Raw genomic sequence first — 16,435 nt, forward strand, 5'->3', positions numbered from 1 at the left:
CGCGGCGGCTGCGGCAATTTGTCTCACCCATATCGCAACGCGGCGATTATCTCGCCATTTTTGGCTTCTGGTAAAATAGCCCCATTAAAACCCTGTAGTTACCCGGATATGTCCATTCCCATTATAACGACCATCAGCCTGCTCTTGTGCAGCAATGTTTTCATGACCTTCGCCTGGTACGCGCACTTGAAGAATCTCGGCAACAAGCCCTGGATCATCGCCGCGCTGCTCAGTTGGGGGATTGCGCTGTTCGAATACCTGCTGCAGGTGCCGGCCAACCGGATCGGCTACACGCAATTGTCGCTAGGCCAGTTAAAAATCATTCAGGAAGTGGTGACCCTCTCCGTCTTCGTGCCCTTCTCGCTGCTGTACATGAAGGAACCGTTGAAACTGGATTACCTCTGGGCCGGATTGTGTTTAATCGGTGCGGTGTATTTCATGTTTCGGGGAAGCCAAGCATAGGCGCCACGGAGGCGTTCGCCCCCCCCCCCTGTTGAAGAAAGGTCAGGCCGCGAAGCGCACGGCCTGACCCATCAAGCGGTTTTATTCGACCAAGAAATCGCGCATCATGCCCATATCCTCATGTTCGAGGTTATGGCAGTGATACATGAACAGGCCCTTGAAATCCTGGAACGGCTTGATGATACGGACCGTTTCGCCGGGCATCACCAGGACGGTGTCCTTTAAACCATTTTCGATAAAGCCGTGGCGCACGCTTTCGTAGTCCTCCTCGTTGCCGGCGGCCATGCTGCGGCTGACGATCTGGAACGACTGGCCGTGCAGGTGGATCGGATGCGCCATGCTCATCATCATGCCCATGCCTCCCATACCGCCACCCATGCCCATGCCGCTTCCCTCTCCGCCGCCGTGCATGCCGCCCATCATGCCCATGCCGCCTCGGCCATGACCCATCATGCCGCCGCCCTCGCCGCCGCCATGCATGCCCATACCGCCGCCCATCATGCCCATGCCGTGGCCACCCATGCCTCCGTGCTGCATGCCGCCACTTTGCTCTGAACCCTGATGTTCCTTGGTCTCGCCGGAGGCTTTGCCGCCATGGCCGCCGCCTTCGCCATGGGCATGAAAGATCTCCATCAATTGCACCGTGTTCAGGCGGATGCGCTCGTTCGGCTGCACGTCGTCGAACGCATACGGCCTGCCGTTCAGCAGCATCGCCATGTGGCCTTCCGAAATGCCGATCGGCACCGGCTTATTGGCATTCGCGGTATCGGCGACACTGTGCCAGTGGATTTTCGATAACTGCTTCGGCAGCGCCGGACTGTCGCTGACCTTGCGTTTGACCCGCGCGGTAAAGATCGGATAATCGCTGCCGACCGGCAAAGCCAATTCGTGCATCATGCCGCCCATCATCCCCATCTGGTGACCGCCGCCCATACCGCCCATGCCTCTCTGCATCCGTTCGGCCATTTTCGGCAGCACCCCGGAGAACGGGAGACTGCGCATGACCAGCTGCGAGCCGACCGCGCGGCCGGTAAAATCGACCCAGACATCCAGGCGCTCGCCCGGCGCGAGCATCACATAAGGCTTGTGTTCCGGCGCCTCCAGCAAGCCGCCGTCGACGCCGAGCACGGTGATCGGCGTGCCGTCGTCCCAGCCGAGTTTGTAGATCCGTGCGGTCGAACCGTTCAGAAAGCGTAAACGATAGGCGCGGCTATCCACGTCGAGCGTATAATCGGGGCGTCCGTTGACCAGGATGCGGTCGCCGTAGTAGCCCATCATCCGATCGTGCATGCCGTGCATGCCGGCGACATACACCAGTTGATTCTGGTCGTCGAAGCGGCGATCCTGAATCACGATCGGAATTTCATACTCGCCGGACGGCAATCCGAGCGCCGCTTCCTCGGCGTCATGCACGAACAGCGCGCCGGCCAAGCCATGGTAAACCTGCTTGGCGGTGATTTCATGCGGATGCGGATGGTAGATGTTCATGCTGGCCCGGTTCAGCACCTCAAACTCGTAGACGAAGGTTTCACCGGGGGCTATCGTGTAACGCGGATGGCCATCCATTTCGGCCGGTACATGCAGACCGTGCCAATGCGTGATGGTCGGCTCGGCCAGTTTGTTGTGCAGATGAATGCGCACCTTCTGGCCTTTCTGCAAATGAATCAAGGGCCCCAGATACGAGTTCGGAATCTCGACCAACGACTCGCTCGGCCCCTTGAGCAGATTGCCGGTGTATTGCTGCACCAGGGTGGATTGGCCCGACAGAATCGGCACCGAGGCGGAACGGCAATTTAACTCGAATTCGACATCCGGCTTAAAATTCGGCGACGCCTTGTTCGGCGCCAGTTTCGGCATGGCCTGCATGCCCTCCATCGCGCGCAGCATCACCGGCGTGCCAGCAAACGCCAGCAAGCCAAGGCTTGATTGCGTTAAAAAACGGCGGCGGCTGTAATGGTTGCTCTTCGGCATAAATCCTCCTCAAACCTTGTTATTATTAAAACCCTGATCGACATAGGGAGTTGGCATCGAGTTTATATTAGAGTTTCGTAATACTCAAGTATAAAACCCCAAGCCCGATGATCCATTGCCATTATACGGCGAGATAACGGAAGTATTGATGACATCCTGCATGTTTCGTCCTGCCCGCAAATCGAAAAGTTCAGTAAACAACCCCAGCCTTGCTGGCGTCCTCGTGTCGGCTCTAGCTGATTTAATTGTTCGCCTGGCGTAAAAATGCTATTTTTAATATCAACCTTCATCACGGATTGCAAATATGCTGATCGGACTGCCCAAAGAAATAAAAGATAACGAGTTCAGATCAGGCCTGACCCCCGGCGCGGTCAGCGCGTTGACTCGGCAAGGCCATCGCGTCAAGGTACAGAGCGGCGCCGGCATCGGCAGTTCGTTCACCGACCTCGAATATCTGTCCGCCGGCGCGGAAATCGTGATGCACGCGGAAGAAGCCTGGGCCGCGGACTTGGTCGTCAAGGTCAAGGAGCCGATCGCAGCGGAATACGGTTATTTGAATAAGGATACGATTCTCTTCACCTACCTGCATTTGGCCTCGAATCCTACCCTGACCGAAGCCCTGTTAAAGAGCGGCAGCACCGGCATCGCCTATGAAACGGTGCAAATGCCCGACGGCAAGCTGCCCTTGTTGACGCCGATGAGCGAGGTCGCCGGGCGCATGGCGGTCCAAGCCGGCGCGACCTATCTGCAAAAAAACCACGGCGGCCGCGGCATCCTGATGTCCGGCATTCCGGGGGTCCCGCCCGCCAGCGTCGTGATTCTCGGCGCCGGCATCGCAGGCTCCAATGCGGCGCGGGTCGCGGTCGGCTTCGGCGCCGCGGTCACCGTGCTCGACGTGAACTACGACCGCCTGAAAACGCTGGACGATATTTACCGGGGACAACTGCAGACCCGCATCAGCAACACCTACACGATCGAGGAAGCGGTCTATGAGGCCGACCTGGTGATCGGCGCGGTGTTGATTCCGGGCGCCAAAGCCCCCTGGCTGGTCCGTGCCGACATGCTGAAAAACATGCGCCCGGGCGCGGTGATCGTCGATATCTCGATCGACCAGGGCGGCTGCGTCGAAACCGCGCGCCCGACCACCCACAGCGAGCCGATCTATACCGTCGACGGCATCGTGCATTATTGCGTCGCCAACATGCCCGGTGCTGTCCCCCGCACCAGCACCCTGGCTCTGAACAACGCCACCCTGCCCTACGTGCTGAACCTGGCCAACGAAGGTCTGGACGCGCTCCGCCGCAACAACGCACTGCAACTTGGCCTGAATACCCATCGAGGCCAATTAACCAATGCGGCCGTAGCCGAGTCATTGGTACTCGGCTCCATCGCCCCCCAGCAAGCCTTGGCGTCCAACGCCTGATAAATGCTTACCCCCCGCTGAACACCATTTTCTTTTATTATCAATATCTTTTACGAGACACTATCTAAAAAACAGTATTTTTTCAAATCAAAGACAAAAAAAGGTCTTGCCAAAGACCAAAGTTCACTTTATAATTCTATTTTTTTGTTGGGTCGTTAGCTCAGTCGGTAGAGCATCGCACTTTTAATGCGGTTGTCATTGGTTCGAATCCAATACGACCCACCAACTAAACTGCAAATAAATTAAGGGCTTATTTTGACTGACAGCCCTTTTTTTATGCCCGATTTTTTTCATTGCTGAATAGTTGCCGATTCCGTAAAATTCAGCCCGTGATTCGATTTCTTTGTTGGGTCGTTAGCTCAGTCGGTAGAGCATCGCACTTTTAATGCGGTTGTCATTGGTTCGAATCCAATACGACCCACCAACTTTAATTCTACAAAAAAGCAGCTCGCGATTGCATCGCAGCTGCTTTTTTTATGCCTTGCATAAAAAAAGCTACGATTTGTATCTGAGCGCATAGCCTAACCGGCTCATACCAACTGCGCATTCCGATAGTCTGCAATCGCCTGCTCAATTTCATCCAGTGTATTCATGACAAAGGCGCCGGAACAAAATAAACCTGCCATAAATGTGAAGAAAAACCTTCTCTAATTTCTCTCACAACATCAATAGTGGCAGAGTTATTTTGTTACAACCGCAAAGGGGCCATACTGGACAATCGGCTCGCGTAATGGACCGGCGACAAGCACCAGAAAAGCAGCCTCCTCCTGGCCTGCGTGAACTTCGACCCGATCTCCATCGGACAGCACTCCCGCGGCATGCGCTTCCAGAGGATGTCTTTCTGCCATCGGACCGATTTCGGCCTGGCCCTCGTAAATATACACCAATGCGTTATGGCCTTGAGCAATCGGGTGAACAAAATGCCCGCCTCCAGGAAGTCGAACATCGAGGAACAACGGCTCGGTGCTCAGGCCCTGGATTTACCCGGATATGACCCGGTCATCAATTTCTGCTGTCCCGGCTATAATTTTAGCCCGGCCACCGCCATGCAGGTGCAGCGAGGGAATTGCCTCGGGTTGAATTATCCTGGTACGCGGCCGGTTTCATTTTCTCGGCTGCGGGCAAGTTCACCCAAAGCTGGAAACCGCGCATGCGCCCGCTTTCCTGCATCGGCATTTATTTTCTGGAATGCCATATTCATGCCGCCAAGGTGGCGAGTTGCTGTTGGGCTTTGGCCAATGCCGCATCCTTGCTTGCCTCGCCCATATTCAGCCCTTCGGCATAAACGAACTCGACATCGGTGATGCCTAAAAAGCCGAGGAAGTTCCGCACATAGCCAGTCTGGCTGTCGAGCGGCGTGCCGGCGTACAGTCCGCCGCGCGTAGCGAAGACATAGGCCTTCTTGCCGGTCAGCAGACCTTCGGGGCCGTTTGAGGTGTAGCGAAAGGTCACGCCGGCCCTGGCGATATGATCGAAGTAGGCCTTCAGCGTCGAAGGAATGCCGAAGTTATACATCGGCAAGCCGATCACGATCACCTCGGCCTGTTTGATTTCCTCGATCAGCGCATCCGACTCCGCCACTAAAGCCTGCTGTTCCGGGGTTCGCGCTTCCGGCTGCGCAAAAAATGCCGTCACCCGCTGCGCGTCCAGGTGCGGCAAGGGATTTTGTGCCAGGTCGCGAACGACCACCTGTGCATCCGGATGATTGGCGCGCCAGGCGTCGACGAATTGATCGGCGAGTTGGCTGGACTGGCCGCCGGAAGAGAAAATGCTGGAGGTGATTTGTAACAGGGTTTTCATGAGGTTTTCCTCCTTTGTTGAATGTGACACCATTAAACACCCTGCTAATTCGATAAAAAAGCATAATATTTTGCTCATTTCGATCTAATATTTAGATTAATTATGAAGACACCTCATATTACCCTGGAACAATGGCGAGCGCTGATCGTGGTGGTGGACGCCGGCGGTTATGCCCAGGCGGCCGAAATCATGAATAAAAGCCAATCCGCGGTGACTTATGCGGTGCAAAAAATCGAAGTGCAGTTGGGCGTGAAGGCATTCGAGATTCAGGGGCGGAAATCCGTGCTCACGCCGACGGGCCAGATGCTTTACCGCCGTGCGCTGGCCTTGGTCGAAGAGGCCCGCGATCTGGAGCAAGCGGCGCACATGTTATCGGCAGGCTGGGAGGCCGAGATTCGCATCGCGGCGGAAATCCTGTTTCCTTCACGGCTGTTATTGGCAAGTCTGGATCGCTTCGGCCAGGAAAGCCCACGCACACGGATAGAATTGATCGAATCGGTGCTCGGTGGCACGGACGATGCGCTGCTGAAGGGTGCAGCCGACTTGGTGATTTCGCCCCGGCTGCCGCCCGGTTTTCTCGGCGAACTGTTGATGCGAATTCGCTTGATCACCGTCGCGCAGGCGGATCATCCCTTGCATCGCGATGGCCGAGAGTTGACCCGTCGCGACTTGCGCGCCCATCGGCATTTGGTGGTCCGGGATTCGGGCAGCAAGCGTGACCGGCGCACGGTATCCATCGAAGTCGATCAGCGCTGGACGGTGAGCCAGATCGCCACGTCGATCCAGGCGGTTTCGATGGGTTTTGGCTTTGCGAGGCTGCCGGAAGAGCATATCAGGGAGGAGTTAAAATCAGGGCTGCTCAAGCCGCTGCCTTTACGGGAAGGCGGAATCCTTGAAGTCCCACTCTATATGATACTGGCCAATCCGGACCTCGCTGGCCCGGGTGTGCGGCGTCTGGCCGAGATCATCAGGGAAACCTGCAATCAATCGCTATTAGACGAAGGGGAATGATGACTGCTAGAGCGTTTCTCCGAAATACCCGTCAGTGGAACGCCCCAGGTTATCTATTGCTAATCCATAGCCGAGCCGACTTTCGGGCGATAGGAAACAGCATCCAGGGCGCTTTGCTGGATGTGCTCTACCCGCTCGATGATTTGCTGGTCCAGCATGAAGCGCAGTTCCCACTCCATCGCCAGGTCGCTAGGCAAGCTGTCGATGCGATGGTGCTCCGTGTAGCTTTGTTTCAGCAGCGCATGAATGTCGGCCGCCTCCATCCCGGCCTCCTGCGGCTCGCCTTGCAGCACTCGCGCGGCATTTTCGAGGTCGTTCGCCAGCGCCGCATCGAACGCGCGGCTGTATTGTTGCAGTTCGTCGGGAAAACGGCTGAATTGTTGGCCGCTGAGCAAGCGATAGCGCCGCCGAATCTGCAGCAAGCCGGACAGGTTTTCGGCGGCTTCGAGTACCTGACTCAGCGCGGTTCTTTCGTTGGCTTTGTCGACCGATCCGGCATCCGGTTCCAGTACCGCATGCATCACCAGATCCCGTGCCGCCGTCAGATCCTTTTCTGCGGCCAGGCGCAATGGCAAGGTATGTTTCAACAGCAGGCTCAAATCCGGCAGCCGGCTGGTGAATCCTGCGAGTGCGTGCAAGGCCGCGGCGCCATGGTGGCGGGCCAGCCCGATCGAACGCCGCGGCCACAGCGCATAGTCGATGACGCCCATCACGATGACGCCCAGCAAGATGCCGATCACCCGGTCGCGCGGCAGATACAGATCGGCGACCGGGCCGAAGTCGTGCAAGACGAACAGCGCGAACGAAAACCCGAGCTGCCTGCCCAGGTAGGCGATCCGCTCGCTGCCGGAGGAAATCCAGGCCGCCATGGCCCAGAACGGGGCCGTCGCCAACACAAAGCCGGCGATCGTGTCGAGCTGGGATTGAAATACCAGCACATAAAAGTAGGCGCAAAGTCCGCCGATGGCCGCGCCCGACAAACGCAAAAGCGAGAGCCGGTAGTCGGCGCCGAGGCTGGTTTGCGCGGCGACCAGACAGGTCGGTATCGCGGTATTGATGCCCGGCCAGGCTAGGCTTTCGATGATCAAGGTACAGAGTATCGCGCCGAGCGAAAATTTGATCCCGAATTGCAGGCTGTCGGCATGCCTCGCCCAAAACTCATAGCCAAACCTGGCCGGAAACCAGCCGTCGGTTTCCTTAGCGTCGGTTTCGTCTTCCAGGGCTTTCATGTCGGGCCTGGGGGCCGGCTGATGCAAGTCATACAGCAAGCTGGCTATACGTAGCTGCGCGCGCCAAATGGCGGTCAACAGCGAAGGGTGGGTTTGCAGCGAATAACGGTGCAGCACCTCGTCGGCCAGCAGCGTTTCCACTTGCCCGGACACATCGCGCGATGCTTCCACGCCTTGCCGCAGCGCTGCGCAGGCGCTTTGCAAAGCAAGATAGACATCGAGTTTTTCCTGAGTCATCGGCTGCGCGCGATACTCCGCCGCCAATACCTGTTCCAGCCAGAGGACCATCTGGCGCAGGCCGTCGATTTCAAGCAGCAGAGCAAGGTAGGTGTCATGCCGTTTATGCGTGGCGGGATGGATCAGCTCCGCGTTGGCCAGCAAACCGATCACTTTGCCGAAGCTGCCGGGGCTCGATAGTGTCGTTATGGCCCGGTCATGGATCATCACGCCGCTGTCGGCCAGGCGCGTACTCAAAATGGATTCGACCGCCGCCAGTTGTTCCGCGATGCTCGCCTTCAGCAGCTTAAGCGGGTCTTGCGGCTTGATGGCCAGGTGCACCACCGTCCATGAACCGATCGCCAGCACGCCGATGATCGGGATATTCCACAAGGCGTTGTAGACGCCCTGCTCGGGATCGCTCGGGCCATACAGCACCGCCACCGAATACCAGAGCGCGATGCCGGTGGGCCAGGCGGTCAGACGGGCATGAAACAGCGCGGCCGCCATGATGACGAAAGACAAGGGCAAGAGCAGCCAGGCCTCATTGCCGGCCAGCATCAGCGTCAATACCGATAGGAGGGTGGTGACGATGATATAGCCCAGCTGGCGTATCCCGAACATGAGGGACTGACCGGCATTCGCATAGGCGTCGTAACTCAGACAGATCAGCAGTGCGATCGCCCCCAGCGGCGGCACATGCAGGGCCTGGCTGACCAGCGCAATGGTTAGTGACACGATGAACAGGCGGAATGCGGCAACCCGCCGCCCTGGAAAATCTTTCAGTTCCGCCGTCAGGAATTGAATCAGCCCGCTTCCGAACCAAAGGCGGCTTCGATTTTTGTCCAGAAACGAAGCGTCCTGCCTATCGCCGTTGTTCATTGCGGCATCCTGATTTTACCGACTCCTTGCTGATTGGCCGGCGCAAGCGCCGGCACTTCGGCCGGGCGATCCAACACGGTGACAAAGGCGGTCATGCCCATGCGTAAGGGATGCTCGGGGTCGCGCTCCTTGATCTCGATCCGCACCGGAAAACGCGATGCCAGCACGACCCAGTGCAGGGTGCGCTGAACCTCCGGCAGCACGCCATCCTGCTTCACATTGTCGGGCGAGTTGGCCCAGCCGATGCCGGTCACCACCCCGCTGAAGCGTTTTCCCGGATAGCCGACCAGGAAGACTTCGGCTTCCTGGCCCGGCCGGATCGAATCCAGATAGGTTTCCTTGAAGTTGGCGATCGCATACCAGTGACGGTCATCGACCAGGGCGAACAGTTGTGTGCCGATCTTGGCGTATTCGCCTTCGCGGGTGTTCAGGTTGGTGACATAGGCATCGAAAGGCGCCCTGACCGAGCAGTATTCCACGTCCAGTTCGGCCGCGGCGACGACCGCCTTGGCGGCTTCGATGCGGGCATTGACGTTGCCGACCTGGGCGATCAACGACACGGCGCGGCGGCTCTCGCTTTTGGCTTCGGCGATCGCGCTCCGGGCCGAGAGTACCTTGGCGCGCGCATCCGCCAGTTGCGCACGCGATGCCGCGTACTTGGAGCGGGCCTGCTTGAGCTCATCTGTGGTGACGTATTGTTTTTCCGCCAAGGGTTCAATGCGTTCCAGATAGTTATGCAGATATTCATCCTCGGCCTCGATCCGGTTGACTTCCGCTTCGGCGGCGGCGCGCTGGTGTTCGAGTCGCTCGATCGCAATCTCTGCGGAACCGCTGGAGGCGCGCCGTGAATCGACCTCTTTTTCGGCCAGCAGCAATTCCGCCCTGGCCTGGTCCAGTTTGGCCTGATAGGGGCGCGGGTCGATCACATACAGCAAATCGCCCTTTTTGACGTATTGATTGTCTTCGACATGCAATTCCACGATACGGCCGCTCACCTCGGGTGCGATGCCGACAATGTTGGCCCTGATCATCGCGTCGTTGGTGCGGGGGTGCTGGTAGTTGATGCGCCAGGCCAGCGTTCCGGTGATGACCGCCCCCAGCACGATCAACGTTCCGAGGATACGCCCGAGCAGTATGCGGCGTTTAAGAGGGGTCACGTGATTATCGGTTTGACTGTTTTCCATCATGGGCGGCACCCGCGTTTACGTCGCGTAAAATAACAACCAGATCAGAAATGTGCACAACGCCCACAGGCTCGGCACGATCAACAGCGGCGGTCCGAGATGCGGCGCCAGCCTGAACCTGACCAATTGCCACATCAGCACCATGCTGGTGATCAGCCCGGCAAGAATACAGATGATCCAGGCCGGCCAGAATGAACCTTCGATACTCAGCATCGGGTCGCAAGCCGTCAAAAAAACCGCGGAAATAACCGGGGCAGCCGTTTTTCGTAAACTCGACAGGAACGTCATCATTTGCGCCTGGGTATGGAAGAAAACTTCAATAATTTTCGTAATATCATGGGATTGATTTTAGGGTGAATTCGAATCTCCCCGGCTTTGCCCTCCGGAAGCATAAACCAGGGTTGCCGCGGAACGCAGCAAGGTGGCGCGGCTGTCGATTTCGGTATACCGGGCGCGCGCCAGATCCTTTAGCGCGGACAAGAGTTCTATCACCGTCGAAAAGCCGTGGGTATAGGATTCTTCAGTGGCGGCATAAGACTCTTCGGCGGCCTTCAGCAAGGCTAACGCAAACTCGCGTTTTTCCAGCGCGGTTTTGGTATCGGCATAGGCTTTCCAGATATCGCGCATGATTTCCAATCGCAAAGTCTCAAGCTCAGCCCTGGAAGCCTCCTTCCGGGCTTCCGCTTCATGCACCGCATTGCTGCGTTCAAAGCCGTCGAACAAAGTCCATTCCACGTTCAGCATCGCGGTGCCGACCAGATTACTGGCCGAATAAGTCTCATTACCGGGCGGATTTGTGCGCACATTTCCCCAGTATTGATTGCCAAGCGTGCCGCCGAGGGAAAACTTGGGCCAGAATTCGGCCCTGGCCTTCTTCACCTCCGCTTCGCGCGCGCGCAATTCTGCTAGCCGCGCCATCAGATCGGGACGTTGCTCCAAGGCCTGATCGACAATTTTTTCGACCGACGGCACAAGGCCCGCCGGTAACGGCAGCTTGCTCAGGTCGATCAGTTTCAGGGTATAAGAAGGCGAGATGCCCAGGTTCGTCGTCAGATCGGCCTTTGCCTGAAGCACAGAGCCTCGGGCATCCTGGAGATCATAGCTGGATTTCGCCTGCTCCTGAAGCGCCAGCAGCAAATCGGGACGCGTCGCCAGCCCCTTGCCGAGTTTCGCCTGCACCGAAGCCGAGCTGGCCCTGGCGGACTCAAAGGTTTGCTGGGCGGCGGTGACCTTGGCCACCGCCGCCTGATAGGCGAAAAAACTGCTTGCAACCCGGAAGGCTATTTCCTGGTGTTTGCGGTTGAAGGCAAAATTGGCGGCGTTCAAGCGTTGTGCTCCCGCATCGACCAAGGCCTCACGGCGTCCGAAATCGAACAGCGTCCATGCCAGATCCAGGCCGCCATAAGCGGAGTGACCATCGCTGACCAGCGCGCCTCCGGGGATCGGGAAGCTGGTCTTGAAATATTGCCCGAAAGCCATCGCCGTCAAGGTCGGATACCAAGCGCTGCGATTCCTTTCGAACCCGGCAGCGGCGGCTTTCGCCTCCTCCCAGCTCACCCGGGTTTCCGGGTTGGCGTGCAAGGCCAGATCGACCAGCGCGGGCAGGTCGTAGGTTTGCCGGGTATCGATCGGGCTTTCCTCAAGCGGCCGGCTGGATAGAAGAGGTTGCTGCGTGCCGGTTGAGATCCGATCTTCATGCCAGTCAACGGCAGGATCGGGCGGAGCCTCCAAATAGGGTTCATCAAATTGCACCGCGCTCGGCGGCACGCAAGCCGTCAATACCAGCGCTATGGCTATCGCCACACCGCTGACACTTATCGGCAGACATGCCCACAATGAAAGCAAGTGATAGCATTTACGGCGTAGCGCCTCTCGCAGACTTAACACTTTGTTCAAACGCTAATTTTGTTATGGAATGACCGCATTTTCGAAAACCTAGCAGGCGGTTGAAAAACTCATTTTGCAAAATTCGGCACCGATTGGATACTACATACAGCAATAAATCCTGCTTTACAAGATTAACATAATGTCTATAGACCGAACTATTACTACATTAGTAACTTCTGAATTTCTCAAAACAGACCGAATCTGCATTCAAGACGCCGCTGGCCCGGTTGCGTTTCACATCGAGCACGTTATTGGCGATATCTTTTTGCGTTTGGCGGGCGTCGGAAACCATTTTGCCCACCTCTTCATTGTCGGTACCCTTGTTCAGGGCCGTAATCGCGTCTTCGACTTTTGCTGGCGTCGTATCGATAGCCGTTTTAACGTCTTCATACGTTGGATTGACGACCGCAAATGCGCTTCCTGCGCTTTGAATTACTCCCGCCGTTGCCAAGCCTGCGTAATCCGTGTAGATTTATGCTTACAGGCACCCGTTCCCACACCCTCGCAGCGGCTTTCACGCTAATTTAATCTCATTGGGTTTGTTTTTTGCTTATACTGATTTGGCGAGGAGCCGAGTTGCCTTATGCATTAGCAAAAGGAAATATCCTAATTTATCTCACAAAATCCAAATAACGCCGGCCACATCCGCGCTCGTCGGTTAAAAGCGCATGGCGTTAATGCAAATTCGATAGAAGGAAAAGTTCGTTGGCCGAAATTTATAATATCAAGACAGGTTATCCTTACCCCGCCGGCGCGACGGCAAATCCAAACGGCGTCAATTTTTCGATTTTCAGCCGTCATGCGACAGCCGTTGAGTTGCTGCTGTTCGAAACCGCCGAAAGCCTGGAGCCGTTTCAGTCGATCCCGTTGCAAACGCAAGTGAACCGGACGTTTTACGCCTGGCATGTATTCGTCGAGAAGTTGCCGGCCGGCATCTGGTACACCTGGAGAATGGACGGACCGAACAACAGCCCTGAAACGGGACAGATGTTCGACAAGAACAAACATCTGCTGGATCCGTGCGCGCGCGCGGTCAGCCAGAAACTTTGGGACAGAAAGGCCGCCTGTATGCCGGGCGACAATATCCGCACCTCGATGCGCAGCATGGTGGTCGATGACCATTATGACTGGGAAGGCGACGTGCCGCTGGCGATACGCAGCGAAAACGCGATCATTTATGAATTGAACGTGGGCGGCTTTACCCGCCATCACAGCTCCGGCGTCAAACATCCGGGAACTTTTGCCGGACTGATCGAAAAAATTCCTTACCTGCAGGAACTCGGCATCACGCATGTCGAATTGCTGCCGGTGATGGCCTTCGACGAACAGGACGTGCCGCCCGGCACCGCCGACCTGGGCCTGTCGAATTACTGGGGCTACAGCACGCACAGCTTTTATAGCCCGCATCCGAGTTACTGCGTGACGCCGGAAATGGGGACGCACATCCAGGAGTTTCGCGACCTGGTCAAGGCGCTGCACAAGGCCGGCATCGGCGTGATCCTGGACGTGGTGTTCAATCACACCGCGGAAGGCGGTACGGGCGGACCGATCATCAATTTCAAGGGTATCGACAGCGAAATTTATTATCACATCGATGCCTTGAACAAGACCGTATTCCGCGACTACACCGGCTGCGGCAACACGGTCAATGCGAATCACCCGTTCGTATCCAATTTTATCGTCGACTGCCTCGAATACTGGGTCGAAAACATGCATGTCGACGGCTTCCGCTTCGACCTCGCCAGCGCGATGGCGCGCGGCGAAGGCGGCATGCCGCTGCGCGATCCGCCGGTGTTATGGGCGATCGAATTGTCCGAAAAGCTGGCCAGAACCAAACTGATCGCCGAAGCCTGGGACGCGGCCGGTCTGTATCAGGTCGGCAGCTTCCCGGGCTACCGCTGGGCCGAATGGAACGGTATCTACCGCGATGCGGTGCGCCGCTTCCTGCGCGGCGAAAAAGGCCTGATCGGCGATCTGGCAACGCGCCTTTGCGGCAGCAGCGACCTCTACCATCCCGAAGGCCGTCTGCCGATCAACAGCATCAATTTCATCACCTGCCACGACGGTTTTACCCTGCTCGACCTGTTCAGCTACAACGACAAACATAACCTGGCGAACGGCGAAAGCAACCGCGACGGCTGCAATCATAACTTGAGCTGGAATTGCGGCGTCGAAGGAGCGACCGACAACCCAGTCATCAACGAGTTTCGGATCAAGCAGGTCAAAAACGCGTTTGCGATTTTGCTGCTGAGCCAGGGCGTACCGATGTTCCTGGCCGGCGACGAACTCTTGAAAACCCAGCACGGCAACAATAACGGCTGGTGCCAAAATAATGAATTGACCTGGTTCGACTGGAATATCAGCGCCGACAAGCGCGGAATTCTGCGCTTCGTACAGCGCATGATCGCCCTGCGCAAGCGCAATCCGTCGTTGATGCGCCGCCGCTTTCTGAGCGGCCAGAAACACAACGAGAATAACCTGCCCGATATTTCCTGGCACGGCGCGAGGATCGACCAACCGAACTGGTACGACCCGGAAGCCCGCGTATTGGCGTTTACCCTGGCCGCCGCCAGCGAAGGCAGCGGACATCTGCATGTAATGCTGAACATGTCGGACAGCAAGGTCGAAATGGAACTGCCACCGCTTAAACACATGAGCTGGCACATGGCGATCGATACATCCAGGCCTTCCCCGCAGGACGCGCCCGATCCCAAGGACCAGACCAAGCATAAGCGCAAGCATTACACGGTCGAGCCGAAATCGGTCGTGGTAATGGAAAGCTCGCCCCCACCTTGAGGGAGTTTTAAACCCGCCGCCACCCCAAAAGGGCGTTCAAACGCCCTTTTTTATGCCTCCTGTCGTTTTAAAACCTGTCCGGCAAGCGATTTCGATAAATTAAAAGGACTTGCAGACAGATGCGGATAGGCTCGATCTTCAAAAACCTCTTTTCATCACAGAACTCATTCCATCCCCCGGCCCGCACCCAAACCAGGCATTTAATTTTCTCTAAATAATTTTTGTTTACCCCTATGTAAAACAAGTACATATTGTTATAATTTAAACGAAATTATCATTGATGTAGGCGGCGGCCATGAGACATCTCGCTAAATCATTCTTTTTGCTGGCGTTACAACTTTTTTCCAGCCTCGTCCTGGCGGGACAGGTGAATGTCAATTCGTTGCATTTCTGGAGTTCGGCGAAACAAAGCCGAATGATGATAGACGTGTCCGCCATTCCCGAGCACAACATTTCATTGGTCAACCAGCCCGACCGGCTGGTGATCGATATTGACAACGCGAGCCTGAAAGGCAAGTTGTCGCAGCCGCCCGCTTCGCATCCTTTTTTTTCGAGCATCCGCGCGAGCCAGAAACAGAAAAGCCTAAGAATCGTGGCCGACTTGAAAAGACAGGTCGGTTATGAAAGCTTCACGCTGAATCCGAACAAGATGTATGGCCACCGCCTGGTCGTTGATCTGACCGATAAAGGCCCGCTCTCCGATGGCGATGCGGCAGCGGAGAAGCCGATCGCGCGCGCCGCCAAAACCGAAGCGAAGGCATCGGCTCCGCAAAAAGTCGCTAAGAAGGCCTCCGAAGACGGCACCTCGGCCAAACCGGCCAGCGAAACGCTGCCGACCGGACGTAGCGGCAGAAACATCGTGGTCGCGATCGACGCCGGGCACGGCGGCGAGGACCCGGGCGCACATGGCCCCGGCGGCACCGAGGAGAAGCGCGTGGTGCTCGCGATCGCCAAAAAACTGGCGGCGCTGATCAACAGCCAAAAGGGTATGCGCGCGGTATTGGTGCGTAAAGGCGATTATTATGTCGACCTCAGAAAACGTATGGAGATTGCCCGCGCCGCCAATGCCGATTTGTTTATCTCGGTGCATGCCGATGCCTATCAGAAGGCCGATGTAAAAGGCGCATCGGTGTTTACACTGTCCAACCGCGGCGCTTCGAGCGAAGCGGCGCGCTGGCTTGCCGACAGCGAAAACGCGGCCGATCTGGTCGGCGGCGTCCGCCTCGACGACAAGGAAGAGGTACTGGCTTCGGTGCTGCTGGATTTATCGCAAACCGCGACGCTGGAGGCCAGCAGCAATGTCGCCAAGCATGTGCTGAAAAGTTTTCAAAACATCGGCGGCCTGCATTTTACGACCGTGCAGCAAGCGGGTTTTCTGGTGTTGAAGTCACCGGACATTCCGTCGATCCTGGTCGAGACGGCGTTTATTTCCAATCCGGGCGAAGAGCGTAAACTGAACAGCGCGGATCATCAGTCGACTATTGCGACGGCGATCTTCAAAGGCGTGCGCAGTTACTTCAAGCAATATACGCCGAACGACACGCGGGTGGCGGAACTGTAAAGGGTTTCGCCAA

Annotated in this window: 14 protein-coding genes and 2 tRNA genes; 7 read left to right on the top strand and 9 right to left on the bottom strand. The window is 56.9% G+C overall.

Features of this window, described 5'->3' with window-relative positions; translation table 11 throughout:
* The first annotated feature begins 108 nt into the window (after positions 1–108).
* Positions 109–462 (top strand): DMT family protein, encoded by a 354-nt coding sequence (locus ACEPPP_RS02630; RefSeq protein WP_374089512.1) that lies wholly within the window; start codon positions 109–111, stop codon positions 460–462.
* Between the two features lie 81 nt (positions 463–543).
* On the opposite strand, the gene ACEPPP_RS02635 is transcribed toward ACEPPP_RS02630, so the two are convergent.
* On the bottom strand, positions 544–2,433 hold the full coding sequence (locus ACEPPP_RS02635; protein WP_374089513.1) for a multicopper oxidase family protein: 1,890 nt from the start codon (positions 2,431–2,433) through the stop codon (positions 544–546).
* Positions 2,434–2,737: 304 nt separating this feature from the next.
* Here ACEPPP_RS02635 and ald point away from each other — a divergent pair, with 304 nt between their 5' ends.
* The 3 genes from ald (at position 2,738) to ACEPPP_RS02650 (ending at position 4,280) form a co-directional block, all read left to right on the top strand.
* Positions 2,738–3,856: an alanine dehydrogenase gene (gene ald / locus ACEPPP_RS02640; protein ID WP_374089514.1), complete on the top strand. Its 1,119-nt coding sequence runs from the start codon at positions 2,738–2,740 to the stop codon at positions 3,854–3,856.
* 149 nt (positions 3,857–4,005) lie between these two features.
* Positions 4,006–4,081, top strand: a tRNA-Lys gene (locus ACEPPP_RS02645).
* 123 nt (positions 4,082–4,204) lie between these two features.
* Positions 4,205–4,280: transfer RNA gene (locus tag ACEPPP_RS02650), tRNA-Lys, on the top strand.
* A gap of 106 nt (positions 4,281–4,386) precedes the next feature.
* Here the strand turns inward: ACEPPP_RS02650 and ACEPPP_RS02655 are convergent.
* From ACEPPP_RS02655 to ACEPPP_RS02665, 3 genes are all read right to left on the bottom strand, one after another.
* Positions 4,387–4,482 carry a pirin-like C-terminal cupin domain-containing protein gene (locus ACEPPP_RS02655; RefSeq protein ID WP_374089515.1) on the bottom strand — a complete coding sequence of 32 codons (96 nt, stop codon included), beginning with the start codon at positions 4,480–4,482 and terminating at the stop codon, positions 4,387–4,389.
* 54 nt (positions 4,483–4,536) lie between these two features.
* Positions 4,537–4,812, bottom strand: coding sequence for a pirin-like C-terminal cupin domain-containing protein (locus tag ACEPPP_RS02660; protein ID WP_374089516.1), 276 nt, complete (start codon positions 4,810–4,812; stop codon positions 4,537–4,539).
* A 241-nt stretch (positions 4,813–5,053) separates the two neighbouring features.
* Positions 5,054–5,656 carry an FMN-dependent NADH-azoreductase gene (locus ACEPPP_RS02665; RefSeq protein ID WP_374089517.1) on the bottom strand — a complete coding sequence of 201 codons (603 nt, stop codon included), beginning with the start codon at positions 5,654–5,656 and terminating at the stop codon, positions 5,054–5,056.
* Positions 5,657–5,758: 102 nt separating this feature from the next.
* On the opposite strand from ACEPPP_RS02665, the gene ACEPPP_RS02670 reads away from it, so the two are divergent.
* Entirely contained in the window at positions 5,759–6,667 is a 909-nt protein-coding gene (locus ACEPPP_RS02670) for a LysR family transcriptional regulator (protein WP_374089518.1), read from the top strand.
* 59 nt (positions 6,668–6,726) lie between these two features.
* Here ACEPPP_RS02670 and ACEPPP_RS02675 read toward each other — a convergent pair whose 3' ends face one another.
* The 5 genes from ACEPPP_RS02675 to ACEPPP_RS02695 all read right to left on the bottom strand — a co-directional run bounded on the left by ACEPPP_RS02675 (position 6,727) and on the right by ACEPPP_RS02695 (position 12,516).
* Positions 6,727–8,994 (bottom strand): FUSC family protein, encoded by a 2,268-nt coding sequence (locus ACEPPP_RS02675; RefSeq protein WP_374089519.1) that lies wholly within the window; start codon positions 8,992–8,994, stop codon positions 6,727–6,729.
* Positions 8,991–10,151: a biotin/lipoyl-binding protein gene (locus ACEPPP_RS02680; RefSeq protein WP_374089520.1), complete on the bottom strand. Its 1,161-nt coding sequence runs from the start codon at positions 10,149–10,151 to the stop codon at positions 8,991–8,993. Before ACEPPP_RS02680 ends, ACEPPP_RS02675 begins: the two co-directional genes overlap by 4 nt.
* Positions 10,152–10,196: 45 nt before the next feature.
* Positions 10,197–10,391, bottom strand: coding sequence for a YtcA family lipoprotein (locus tag ACEPPP_RS02685; RefSeq protein ID WP_374089521.1), 195 nt, complete (start codon positions 10,389–10,391; stop codon positions 10,197–10,199).
* A 135-nt stretch (positions 10,392–10,526) separates the two neighbouring features.
* Positions 10,527–11,981: a TolC family protein gene (locus ACEPPP_RS02690; RefSeq protein WP_374089522.1), complete on the bottom strand. Its 1,455-nt coding sequence runs from the start codon at positions 11,979–11,981 to the stop codon at positions 10,527–10,529.
* A gap of 250 nt (positions 11,982–12,231) precedes the next feature.
* Complete coding sequence (locus tag ACEPPP_RS02695) at positions 12,232–12,516, bottom strand: hypothetical protein (RefSeq protein ID WP_374089523.1); 285 nt, start codon at positions 12,514–12,516, stop codon at positions 12,232–12,234.
* A gap of 254 nt (positions 12,517–12,770) precedes the next feature.
* Between ACEPPP_RS02695 and glgX the strand changes: the two genes are divergently transcribed.
* Together glgX and ACEPPP_RS02705 are read left to right on the top strand one after the other, a co-directional pair.
* Positions 12,771–14,861 carry a glycogen debranching protein GlgX gene (gene glgX / locus ACEPPP_RS02700; RefSeq protein WP_374089524.1) on the top strand — a complete coding sequence of 697 codons (2,091 nt, stop codon included), beginning with the start codon at positions 12,771–12,773 and terminating at the stop codon, positions 14,859–14,861.
* Positions 14,862–15,156: 295 nt separating this feature from the next.
* Positions 15,157–16,422, top strand: coding sequence for an N-acetylmuramoyl-L-alanine amidase (locus tag ACEPPP_RS02705; protein ID WP_374089525.1), 1,266 nt, complete (start codon positions 15,157–15,159; stop codon positions 16,420–16,422).
* The last annotated feature ends 13 nt before the right edge of the window (positions 16,423–16,435 follow it).

It is taken from the genome of Methylomicrobium lacus (assembly GCF_041897535.1).
Taxonomy (GTDB): domain Bacteria; phylum Pseudomonadota; class Gammaproteobacteria; order Methylococcales; family Methylomonadaceae; genus Methylomicrobium; species Methylomicrobium lacus_A.